This window comes from Vibrio sp. Y51_MX_L26, assembly GCF_024181935.1.
In the GTDB taxonomy this organism is placed as follows: Bacteria; Pseudomonadota; Gammaproteobacteria; order Enterobacterales; family Vibrionaceae; genus Vibrio; species Vibrio diabolicus.
Map to the genome: position 1 here is coordinate 15,991 of NZ_JAMZAS010000005.1, position 12,201 is coordinate 28,191.

At 43.8% G+C, this 12,201-nt stretch carries 9 protein-coding genes; 4 read left to right on the forward strand and 5 right to left on the reverse strand.

The genetic code is table 11. From position 1 onward, the window contains the following. Positions 1 to 43 precede the first annotated feature (43 nt). Positions 44 to 1,360: an Hpt domain-containing protein gene (locus tag NL645_RS12805; protein ID WP_253651804.1), complete on the forward strand. Its 1,317-nt coding sequence runs from the start codon at positions 44 to 46 to the stop codon at positions 1,358 to 1,360. A gap of 104 nt (positions 1,361 to 1,464) precedes the next feature. Continuing rightward, complete coding sequence (locus NL645_RS12810; protein WP_253651805.1) at positions 1,465 to 2,628, forward strand: chemotaxis protein; 1,164 nt, start codon at positions 1,465 to 1,467, stop codon at positions 2,626 to 2,628. 89 nt (positions 2,629 to 2,717) lie between these two features. On the opposite strand, the gene nhaC is transcribed toward NL645_RS12810, so the two are convergent. Beyond that, positions 2,718 to 4,151 carry a Na+/H+ antiporter NhaC gene (nhaC, locus tag NL645_RS12815; protein ID WP_005396525.1) on the reverse strand — a complete coding sequence of 478 codons (1,434 nt, stop codon included), beginning with the start codon at positions 4,149 to 4,151 and terminating at the stop codon, positions 2,718 to 2,720. 430 nt (positions 4,152 to 4,581) lie between these two features. Here nhaC and asd point away from each other — a divergent pair, with 430 nt between their 5' ends. Further along, positions 4,582 to 5,697, forward strand: coding sequence for an aspartate-semialdehyde dehydrogenase (gene asd, locus NL645_RS12820; protein WP_005396526.1), 1,116 nt, complete (start codon positions 4,582 to 4,584; stop codon positions 5,695 to 5,697). A gap of 55 nt (positions 5,698 to 5,752) precedes the next feature. Here the strand turns inward: asd and NL645_RS12825 are convergent, their stop codons facing one another. Further along, positions 5,753 to 6,616 (reverse strand): ion transporter, encoded by an 864-nt coding sequence (locus NL645_RS12825; RefSeq protein WP_005396527.1) that lies wholly within the window; start codon positions 6,614 to 6,616, stop codon positions 5,753 to 5,755. A gap of 35 nt (positions 6,617 to 6,651) precedes the next feature. Next, entirely contained in the window at positions 6,652 to 7,290 is a 639-nt protein-coding gene (locus NL645_RS12830; protein WP_005396528.1) for a YchE family NAAT transporter, read from the reverse strand. A gap of 650 nt (positions 7,291 to 7,940) precedes the next feature. Here NL645_RS12830 and adhE point away from each other — a divergent pair. Further along, positions 7,941 to 10,643, forward strand: a complete 2,703-nt coding sequence (gene adhE, locus NL645_RS12835) for a bifunctional acetaldehyde-CoA/alcohol dehydrogenase (RefSeq protein WP_253651806.1) — start codon at positions 7,941 to 7,943, stop codon at positions 10,641 to 10,643. Between the two features lie 141 nt (positions 10,644 to 10,784). Here adhE and NL645_RS12840 read toward each other — a convergent pair whose 3' ends face one another. Both NL645_RS12840 and NL645_RS12845 read right to left on the reverse strand, forming a co-directional pair. After that, on the reverse strand, positions 10,785 to 11,468 hold the full coding sequence (locus NL645_RS12840; RefSeq protein WP_012841565.1) for an SDR family oxidoreductase: 684 nt from the start codon (positions 11,466 to 11,468) through the stop codon (positions 10,785 to 10,787). A 191-nt stretch (positions 11,469 to 11,659) separates the two neighbouring features. Then, positions 11,660 to 12,163 carry a VC2046/SO_2500 family protein gene (locus NL645_RS12845; protein WP_012841566.1) on the reverse strand — a complete coding sequence of 168 codons (504 nt, stop codon included), beginning with the start codon at positions 12,161 to 12,163 and terminating at the stop codon, positions 11,660 to 11,662. Between the last annotated feature and the right edge of the window lie 38 nt (positions 12,164 to 12,201).

Genomic DNA, 12,201 nt, shown 5'->3' on the forward strand with positions numbered 1-12,201 from the left:
TTTTATGTGAATAAGAAACATCCATAGTATATGCTTGTAATTAATGGAGATATGTGAGGGGCGAGTGTTGCTGAAACTAAAAGAAGGAATTAGGCGGTTTGTTTGGTTCTGGTTCGTTTTATGGTGTGTTTTAGTGCTAGGGATTTGGTTGCAAGCCAAACAAACGATTCAAACCATTTCAACGGTGAATGAGCTAGGAAGCAAAGTTGAAGAAGTCAGACATTTTTTTAACTTTGATCTGCCTTATCGTGTTAAGCACGTCGACCAGGTTTCACTAAAACTTCAGTTAGCCTATGCAGTTCGCTTACAGCTTGAAAGTGAGTTTTCTGAAGGAAAAATCACACCAGATATTACTCAATTGCTTTATGCGACCGATCGATTTTTAGAAAGTGCTCGAGCCTTTGTAGGGAGTGACAGTGAGCTTGTATCATTGGCTGAACAGTTGCGAAGGAGCCGTGCCCGAGCTGAAAACTCTGAGCAAATTCAATCAATGTACTATCGCTTAGGCGCACTTGTTTTGGAGTCTATTTTTAGTGACTCAGCAACGAATAGCGATACTTATCGTGATTTAGACCGACTCTTTATCGAGTCGGACACGCTTTCTCCTCAAGAGCGAAGTGCTTTTCAGCGTCAACTTGCCCAGACTTCAAGCGCGCTATCTGCCAAGGCGCAAGGCAGCTATCTAGTTAATCAACTGCTTAATCCTGATTTCCCGAACCAGTTAACTTCGATAAATGACCAGTTGGAACAAAAGTTGATGACCTTTGTTACTTGGTTGTCAGTAATCAGTGGTTTATTTCTTTCTCTTATTTCATGGGGGCTTTTCTCCCAAAGAACCGTTCAGCCGCTAATACCATCAAGAGCAGAAGATAAAGAGTCTGAGCAAGTTGGTGGGTCTTACGTTGTTTTCTCTGCTCAGTCCGAAATCTCTCAAAGCAGCCAAGTTAACGAACAGAGCCCTAATGAGCCGAACACATCGCAAGTGGAAGTCGTGGAACGTGAGCCGTATATAGATATCAATAAGATGCTGGACTCGCTATCGGGAGATGAAAGCGCGGTGCGAATGTTACTTGAAGTCTTTATTCAGGATCACTCTGGCGATGGTTCAAAAATGTATCGGCTATTAGAAGAGGATAAAGAGCAAGCGCAAAGAGCGGCTCATAGTCTTAAAGGGGTCTCGGGAAGTTTAGGGGCAATGCCATTGCACTGCATTTCGGGTGATATTGAACTGTTGATTAAACAAGGGCAAAAAGTGCCGGAAGAGAAACTGACACGTTTAGATGATGTCCTAAAGCAAACCATACTTTTCGCTAACCACGTTCTTAATAGTGAAAAGATACAAGAAGCGCTAACAGATTGATATTGCTCTGACTTACAATCATCAGAGTTGGGGTATTAAAGGCCCGAACTATATGACTTAGTTCGCTTTATTCCTGTTCCATACAATTTGTTAAGGGTACTTTCATGTCCGTTCGTCGATTGTCTTCAATGATGTTGATAGGGTTGGTTGTAATGCTTTCAGGGTGCTCCCTGTTAGAAGTGAAAATCGAGAGTCAAACCGTCCCTCTTACCAAACAAGAGCTTAATATGCGTCTCCTGACTCGTGAGTATGCGCAACAGTTTTTTGCTCAGGTAGAGCAAGCTGCTGATGCATTGCACGATCAATATGAGCCGCATGATAAAGTCCATCAATCTTATATTTTGCTTTGGAAGATAAATGCTGAAGAAGGTCTTCAAGCCGCAGCATACCAAGTCTCGCCAATGGCAGCACTGATTGATACTTGGACTTTTACGCTACAGATGGATCAATTCTTTACGACTGGCCCTGGTAATGAACTATTTGGGACAGATGAGGCAAAGTTAGTTTCTGCTCACTTAGCGAAAGAGGTGGATAAACTGGCTCAATCTCTGTTGAAACAAGAAGCGTACATCAAGACACAAGCGTTTGTTGCAGAGTTCGTTAAGCAACGTCCATTCGCGGACTTAAGTATGATCAGGACGCCAGCTTACCGTGGGTGGTTAGATGCGAATCAAATTAGCGAGGAAGAGGCAGTGACTACGCTAGGTACAATGCCAGAAGCATTAGGGGATGTCTCGGATCGTCTAAGCCTTGTATCAGAACAGACCCCAAAAATTATGACTTGGAAGGCGCAGTTATTAGCATTAAATAGCTCTGCCAGCATCGAAAAAGTTAATGCTGCGCTAAATAGCCTACAAGTTACGGCTGATTCGATGAAGGACTTTATTGATAACAATCCAGAGTACATGCGCTATTTGGCAGAGCAAATGGCGGTAGAGTTACAACCTTTGGTTGACGATATTGACCAAAAAACGCAAGCGCGTTTATCTCAATTGGGTGAGGAGCGCCAAGCTTTAGAGCTGATGGTAGCCAGAGAGCGCCAAGAAATCGCGCAGATCATTACCCATGAGCGTGAGAAGTTTGCTCAAGATATGGACCGAGTCTCGCAGGAAGTGGTCAGTTTAGCGATGACCAAGCTGATTGATCTCGTTAAAAGTACCATTATCTACTTCATCTTGTTCATTGCCGTTATATTCTTTGCACCACTTGGCTTGGGCTATTGGTTTGGTAAGCGTGCAGCAGTGAAAACGCAAGCCAAACAAAGTTAACGTTTGGTTGAGATATAAAAAAGAGCGCTCACGCGCTCTTTTTCTTTGTCTTTCACTCGGAAAGAGAGATTCTTCCTACCTATGCGAACTTAAGCGGTTTGCTGCTTCAATTCGCCTTCTGCTTGTTCAACTGCTTCCGCCGTTGGTTCGCATTTATCAACAAACCAACCCATGTAGGAGCTGATGATGGTCACAATGATACATACAAAGCTTAGCCACATGAACGGTGCATAAGATAGTGTCGCAACACCCAGAATACTTGCCATGTAGATACCATTGTCACTCCATGGAACCATACCAGATGTTAATGTGCCGCCGAACTCTGCGTTACGAGACAAGTTCTTACGTTTGTAGCCTAGGCGATCGTAGTTCTTCGCACAGATTTTTGGTGTCAGGATAAGTGAAACGTACATCGCTGAACCAAATACGTTCCCCATAAAGGCTGTACCGATTGTACTTGTTGCCAGTGAACCTGCACTTTGAACGCGTTTTTCAAACAGCTTAGCGATAGTTTCTAACACACCCACTTTATCTAGTAGACCACCAAAACCAAGGCCGAATACGATAACTGCTACCGAGCCAAGCATTGAAGACATGCCGCCACGGTTAAGAATGGAGTCAATGAAATCTACGCCTGAAGAAATCGCAAACGGAGCCCAAGCGGTGTTGAACGCGGTTAGGAAGTCCACATCTTGAATCATTACTGCCCAAATAATACCGAGCAGAGAGCCAAAACTGATCACTGGGAATGAAGGCATACGCATTGCTAGAAGTGACAATACGATGATCACAGGAACAAATGAGTAAGGGGTGATGTAGAATTGCTGCTCCATCGCTTTAATTACAGAGTCTACCTGGCTCATGTCAACTTGACCTGCGTAGTGGAAGCCAAATGCAGTAAACATAATGCCTGTAATAATGTAGCTAATGAGTGCGATCGGCAGCATGCCTTTAATATGTTCCATCACTTCAACGTTAGACATCGATGAAGCAAGAATCACAGAATCTGATAGAGGCGACATTTTGTCACCAAAGTAACAACCTGAAAGCACCGCACCAGCTGTAATTGGTGCAGGAACGCCAAGGCCTTGGCCAATACCCATCATCGCAATACCAGCAGTACCAGCAGCGCCCCAAGAGGTGCCAGTCGCTAGCGCAGTCAATGAACAGATGATCATGGTTGCGAGCAAAAAGATAGAAGGGTGAATTGCTTTAAGTCCGTAGTAAATAATGGTTGGAACAATACCACCAGAGATCCACGTACCAACAAGCGCGCCAACGGCAAGAAGAATTAAGACGGCTCCAAGTCCATTGGAAATGCCATTTAGTGCAGCTTTTTCCAGATCTTTGTACTGATGACCAAGCTTAATGCCTAATATCATGATAATGAACCAACCGATGTACAGCGCTAGCTGGATCGGTAGGTCTAGCTTGGCAGTGAACGAAAATGCCAGCAGTAGAAATAAACCGAGCGAGATAAATACCTGTATCAAGCTTGGTAGGCGTGGTGTAACTTGCTTCATATGTGCCTCTGTCAATCTTGGAGCAATAGAGGAAGGCGCTCCTTGTTGTAATCGCGCATAACATACATTAACAAAAATTATATTTCGAATATTTGGTGTTTTATCTTGATGTTCGTCGGCAAAAACGTTTGCTTGTGAAATTAACTGTTAGTTTGTTTTAACTTTTTTGGTTTTAAATGTTGTGTAATGTGAAATTATTGTGCTTCATGTGTTATTTTATCACTGAGTGGTAAGACCAATTTGGAGTAACAGGGCTTTCCCTACTTGAAAAATGGCCGAAATCGCAAACCAAACACTAAAAAATCTCGTTTAACACGAATTTTCATAGGAAAAGGTTAAAAAATAGGCTTATTTACAAAATAGGGGTTGAGATTTTGATGCGAAAAATTAACTATGGGGTAGGTTTTTTAATACATGGAGAGTTAATACGATGAGAGTTGGTTTAGTTGGTTGGCGCGGTATGGTTGGTTCAGTCCTTATGCAGCGTATGGTTGAAGAGAAAGACTTCGACCTAATCGAACCAGTATTCTACAGTACTTCTCAAGTTGGTATTCCTGCTCCTAACTTAGGAAAAGACGCAGGCTTACTGCAAGACGCGTATGATATTGAAAGCTTAAAACAGCTTGATGCGGTAATTACATGTCAAGGTGGTAGCTACACAGAAAAAGTTTACCCAGCACTTCGACAAGCCGGTTGGAAAGGCTACTGGATTGACGCCGCATCTACGTTACGTATGGCGGAAGATTCCATCATCACGCTTGATCCTGTGAACTTAAAGCAAATCCAACAAGGCATCCACGGTGGCACGAACACATTTGTTGGTGGTAACTGTACGGTTAGTTTAATGCTAATGGGTCTAGGTGGCTTATTCGAAAAAGGCCTTGTTGAGTGGACAAGCGCAATGACATACCAAGCCGCTTCTGGTGCTGGCGCGCAAAACATGCGTGAACTGATATCGCAAATGGGCGTTATCAATGACTCTGTAAGTTCCGAACTTGCAAACCCATCAAGCTCTATCCTAGATATTGATAAAAAAGTTGCAGACACAATGCGCAGCGGTTCTTTCCCTACCGATAAATTCGGTGTACCACTAGCTGGCTCGCTTATTCCGTGGATCGATGTGAAACGTGATAACGGTCAGAGTAAAGAAGAGTGGAAAGCGGGCGCAGAGGCAAACAAAATTTTGGGCTCACAAAGCTCGCCTGTGCCAATCGATGGTACTTGTGTCCGTATTGGTGCGATGCGCTGTCACTCTCAAGCACTCACTATCAAGCTTAAGCAAAATGTCCCAATGGATGAAATCGAAGAAATCATCGCCACTCATAATGACTGGGTTAAAGTGATTCCTAACGATCGTGACATTACTGCGCAAGAACTTACACCTGCAAAAGTAACAGGCACTATGTCCGTACCAGTAGGTCGTCTACGTAAGATGGCAATGGGTGATGACTTCCTAAATGCTTTCACTGTTGGTGACCAACTACTTTGGGGCGCAGCAGAACCATTGCGTCGTACGTTACGCATTATTCTTTCTGAGAAAGCATAATCACATCAACCTTTGTTTGATGACAAAATAAAAGAGCTCCCTAGGGAGCTCTTTTTTATGCTTCGTCTTCTCCACGAACAACGCGTTTGTCAGGATCGGCCAGTTCACTACCACAGTGTTTACAGTAAGTCGCATCAGAGTCGTGCCCGGCGTGAGAACAGTTCGGACACTTCACTAATACTTTGTGCGATTGCATTTCTTGGTGAAGCTCTGCTGTGAAAATACCAGTAGGGACCGCCAAAATTGAATAACCCAACAACATGGTGAGTGAGGCAAGCCCTTTTCCGAGATCTGTTTGAGGTACCAAGTCACCATATCCAACCGTTGTGATGGTCACAATAGCCCAATAAATACTTTTCGGAATGCTAGTAAATCCGTTTTCAGGCCCCTCAATGACGAAAATCAGCGACCCAAAGATCGTGACCATAATGGCGACAGAGCTAAAGAAGATAAAAATCTTTCTGCGCGCCATCAGTAGAGAGCGTAAGAGGATGTTGGACTCTTGAAGATAGCGGACCAACTTGAGTATGCGGAATATTCGCATGACTCGCAGTGCTCTTATTACGCCCATAAAGGAGGCAGAAGGGAAAAACAGTGCTAAGTAAGTAGGTAAAATCGCGAGTAAATCAACGACGCCATAAAAGCTCTTCGCATAGGCCGCTGGTTTTGGAGAGCAGTAAAGTCGGAGAAAATACTCAATAGTGAATAAACCGGTAAAAGTGTACTCCAAGTATTTTAGCTCTTTTGCCCATTCGGCGCGCACGGATGGTATTGAGTCTAAGACCAGTACGATTAGAGAACTGATAATCGCGATAATGAGTGCAATATCGAAGGTTCGACCAGCTTTGGTATGAGTACCAAAAATGGTGACATATAGAGTATGTTTGAGAGAGTCAGTCGTCATGACAAAGCGATCCATTGTTGAATCGCTCTATCATACAATTTTATAGAAACTCAGGCTAATCCTGGAAATAAGTTGCGTAAACCATTGGCGATAAACTCAATACCCAATGCGCCTAATATCAAACCCATGATACGGGTAATGACGTTGATACCAGTTTGGCCCAAAAATCGCACGATCAGTGGGGCAGAGCGGAACAACAGCCACGAGCATAGACAGAACAAGCCAATTGTAATGCTGATGCCTACCGTATCAAACATGCTTGGGTAGCGTGCACCGTAAACAATAGTCGAACTGATTGCACCTGGCCCTGCCATTAGCGGCATCGCAAGAGGAACAACACCAATCTGCTCGCGACTCACGTATTCTGATTTTTCCTGTTTGTTTTGTTTATCTTCCCCCAGTTTACCGCTCATCATCGAGAACGCGATGCTAAGCAGCAGTAGCCCACCTGCAACACGAAACGAATCCAGAGAAATGCTGAACATATCTAATAGTAACTGGCCAGCAAAGAGCGAAATGATCAGGATGATCGCAACAGCCACGTTCGCTGTGGTTGCCGTATTGCGCTTTTCGTCTGGTGTCATATGTCCGGTTAGTGACACAAACACAGGCATGATACCAACAGGGTTTACTGCGGCGACCAAACCAAGAAAAAACTGCAAGAAGATAGCAAGTTCAAAAGTTTGCATGTTGCGTACTCATTAAAGTTCACATTAGTGAAAAGGCGAAGGGGTAATTTGGGCGTAATGTAAGGCAAAAGTTGAGTTGGAAGAAATGAAAAAAACTAACGCATTTCCTACTGTTTTAGTGAGAAAAACTAATTCTTTAATAAACTGTATCTAATCTGGGAAAGAATTGTTGCGTATAAAGTTGCTGTCAAAGCGTGCTGTTTTACATAAACGTTAACATTCGCACACTTTTGATAAAAACTAAGGTGGTTTGTAGAGAGATGTATTCGGTTCGATATACTCTCAGTAGCACAAGGAATTGGGCCTACATGTAATTTTGTTGGCTAAAAATGAAACTTTTTTACAGGTTGTTGTAGTTTCTTTTATTTATTTGTCTATTTGCTTCTTTTTTGTTCAATAAAAATTGAAGGTTAATTTATTTGTTTATCAGTGGGTTACGTCGTTTTGGTGTGATGGGGCACCACTTTGGTGGTATTTAGGTCGTGAGAACTGATCCAAGTCAATTTTTTTCACACTCTGAAATATTATACTCAGTCCTGAAAGCAATTTACTAAGACGTTTGTTTTCTAAGTGACTGATAAACAGTAAAAACGATAAGTAATAGCCTTAGTAAAAAGTTTTTAATATTTGTTAATTTTAGGAGATTCCCTATGCCTGTAACTAATATGGCTGAACTAGATGCAATGGTCGCTCGCGTTAAGAAAGCGCAAGAAGAGTTCGCTACTTACTCTCAAGAGCAAGTAGACAAAATCTTCCGTGCAGCGTCTCTTGCAGCTAACCAAGCCCGTATCCCGCTAGCTCAACAAGCGGTTGAAGAATCTGGTATGGGTATTGTTGAAGATAAAGTAATCAAGAACCACTTCGCTTCTGAGTTTATCTACAACAAATACAAAGACGAACAAACGTGTGGCATCCTAGAAGAGGATGACAACCTAGGTACTATGACTATCGCTGAACCTGTAGGTATCATCTGCGGTATCGTACCAACGACTAACCCTACATCTACAGCGATCTTCAAATCTCTAATCTCTCTGAAGACTCGTAACGGTATCATCTTCTCACCACACCCACGTGCGAAAAACTCGACTAACGACGCAGCGAAACTGGTTCTAGACGCAGCAGTAGCAGCGGGTGCACCAAAAGACATCATCGGTTGGATCGACCAACCTTCTGTTGAGCTTTCTAACGCTCTTATGAAACACGATGATATTGCTCTTATCCTTGCAACTGGTGGCCCAGGCATGGTTAAAGCAGCTTACTCTTCTGGTAAACCAGCAATCGGTGTAGGTGCAGGTAACGTTCCTGTTGTTATCGACGAAACTGCTGACATCAAACGTGCAGTGGCTTCTATCCTGATGTCTAAGACTTTCGACAACGGCGTAGTATGTGCTTCTGAGCAGGCTGCAATCGTCGTTGACAAAGTGTACGACGAAGTAAAAGAGCGTTTTGCTTCTCACAAAGCTTACGTACTAAGCAAAGCAGAAGCAGAAAAAGTTCGTAAAGTTCTTCTTATCGATGGCGCGCTAAACGCGAAAATCGTAGGTCAGCCAGCAGCGGCAATCGCTGAAATGGCAGGCGTTAAAGTTCCAGCAGATACTAAAGTTCTTGTTGGTGAAGGTCTGGGTAAAGTTTCTTACGATGACGCATTTGCTCACGAGAAACTATCTCCAACTCTAGGTCTATTCCGTGCTGACAACTTCGAAGACGCGGTTGCTCAAGCGGTAACTATGGTTGAGATTGGTGGTATCGGCCACACATCTGGTCTTTACACTAACCAAGATACTAACGCTGACCGTATCCGTTACTTCGGTGACAAGATGAAGACAGCTCGTATCCTAATCAACATCCCGACTACTCACGGTGGTATCGGTGACTTGTACAACTTCAACGTTGCGCCTTCTCTAACTCTAGGTTGTGGTTCATGGGGTGGTAACTCTATCTCTGAGAACGTAGGTCCTAAACACCTAATCAACAAGAAAACTGTAGCGAAGCGAGCTGAAAACATGTTGTGGCATAAACTACCTAAGTCAATCTACTTCCGTCGTGGTAGCCTTCCAATTGCTCTAGGCGACCTAGAAGGTAAGAAACGCGCATTCTTAGTAACTGACCGTTTCCTATTCAACAACGGTTACGCAGATGACGTAGTAAGCCTACTTAAAGCTCAAGGCATGGAAGTTCAAACATTCTTCGATGTTGAAGCTGACCCAACGCTTTCTGTTGTAGAGAAAGGTGCGGCTCAAATGGCTAGCTACCAACCAGATGTTATCCTAGCGTTAGGTGGTGGTTCACCAATGGATGCTGCGAAGATCATGTGGGTAATGTATGAGCACCCAGAAACTCACTTCGAAGAACTAGCAATGCGCTTTATGGACATCCGTAAACGTATTTACAAGTTCCCTAAAATGGGTCAAAAAGCTGAGCTTGTATGTATCACTACAACTTCAGGTACTGGTTCAGAAGTTACACCATTTGCGGTTGTTACTGACGACAAGACTGGCGCTAAATACCCACTAGCTGACTACGAAATCACGCCAAACATGGCTATCGTTGATGCTAACCTAGTGATGAACATGCCTAAGTCTCTAACAGCATTTGGTGGTTACGATGCAGTAACTCACGCTCTAGAAGCTTACGTATCTGTTCTTGCGAACGAATACTCAGATGGTCAGGCCCTACAAGCACTTAAGATGCTAAAAGAATACCTACCTTCAAGCTACGCGAACGGCGCTAACGACCCAATCGCTCGTGAGAAAGTACACAACGCAGCAACTATCGCTGGTGTGGCATTTGCTAACGCATTCCTAGGTGTTTGTCACTCAATGGCGCACAAACTAGGTGCTGAGTTCCACATTCCACATGGCCTAGCAAACGCATTACTTATCTCTAACGTTGTACGTTACAACGCGAACGATAACCCAACTAAACAAACAGCGTTCTCTCAATACGACCGCCCACAAGCACGTCGTCGTTACGCTGAAGTTGCTGACCACTTAGGTCTAAGCCAAGCTGGTGACCGTACTGCTCAGAAAATTGAACGTCTACTAGCATGGTTGGATGAGCTAAAAGTGAACCTAGACATCCCAATGTCTATCCAAGCGGCAGGCGTAGCTGAAGCAGACTTTATCGCGAAACTTGATGAGCTAGCAGTTGAAGCGTTCGATGACCAATGTACTGGTGCGAACCCTCGCTACCCACTAATTAGCGAACTTAAAGATGTGTTAATGGCTTCTTACTACGGTAAAGCATTCGTTGAAGGTGAAACTTTCGAAGGTACAACAGTTATCAAGAAGAAAGCAGACCAAGAAGCAGCGAAAGCGGCGCCTAAAGCAAAGAAAGAAAAAGCTGACGCGTAATCAAGAGTCGTGTGAGTAAGGTTTTCGCTAGCACGAAACCTTAACCGGGAAAAAGTAAAAGCCCCAGTCATTTGACTGGGGCTTTTTTGTTGAGAAAGTTGAGTAATAGCGATCCATTGACGCAACAAACACGTTGTCCATTCATACTTCTGTAGCAACCACTCTGCCACTAAAATACTCATTTGATACGATATATGCGGTATTGCGAACCAATTCATCTTGGATCTCGGCCCAGTGTCTTTCGTTAAGTTCTTCTCTTGTATGGTTTACCGAAGGAATGACGCCACCCACCCGAATATTAAATGGAGTGAGCTCTTTTGCCCAACTGTGAGTAAAACCTGACACCAAAGCAGCCATGCTTTCGACTCCCGTTAAATCTTCATGGCTGTCATGGGAAATGACGTTAACAATTACCCCTTTCTTATTTCTAGCGCGAAATCGTTCGGCTCCCACCTGGCCATAGGTGTAGAGGAAACGTGCTGCAGAAGACAAGTGATCAATGTAAGTACTCATAGGTTCGGGAGCCATCAAGCCTGGCATGGGAGAGCTCGTCCAGCAATTGACTATCACGTCTGGTGTCGCACGCAGCTGCGATTCTATCTGATCAAACAGTAAGTTAATGGACGTTGTGTTATCACTGCACACATTCATCGCATAGACTTTATCTGTGAAGGCACTAATCTGCTCATAGCTCGATTTTAGAGCGCTAGAGTTTTGGTCACAAAGAATCAACGTCGCTCCAAGGTGAGCAAAGTGACTAGCACAAGTCCTTCCTATAACAGAACCTGCAGACGTGACGAGAATAATTGATTCTTTAATATCCATAACACCTTCACTGTATCCCTGTGTGAAAAAAATACACCAGTGGTTTGTGCTATTAGCATGGTTGAAATTAGAAAGGCTCAGTGTGAAAGACTTCAAACTAACGCTTTTGGATGAGGACTATTGTGCGGTAATTTGTAAGGCGTCACATTTCTGACTGTGGATACTGCAAGCTGTTGGTTGAACAATGATCTCTATACTTGCAGTTGAATTTGATACTGACGTTGAGCCGTCACTAGTTGATTGTATAGCCCTGCATCTGGGATGAGGTTTTTGTTGCGCTCGCCCAATTTGCGTCGCTCATGACCGGATAGGTTGTGATAAACGTCTTCAGGAAGGTTAAACGTATCTTCCGGCAAGTAGGTCAGGGCGTCTGGTTTCAAGTAGTGACTCAGTTTCGCTGAGGGTAGACCTGCACCGTGGAATTGTTTTGCTTGCTGCGCTGCTAGCTCATAGCTGCTGCTATCAGAACGAAGAGCTTGAGGCGTTGACAATTCAAGTTGTTGACGGAGTATATCTTCGCTAGTGGCTACTTCTTTGATTTCCTCTACAGGTACAACGTCGCGTACATCGTTAGAAAACATCGACAAAATCAGTGCAAAATCAGCACGACGTCCTTCGTGGACAGCATGGTTGATACCATTGCCGAACTGAAGTTCGTTAATAATTGCCGCTTTGTCTAAAGTATGAATTTGCATGATGTTCCTCGCTCGATGCCATTTTAACGGCGTGTCTG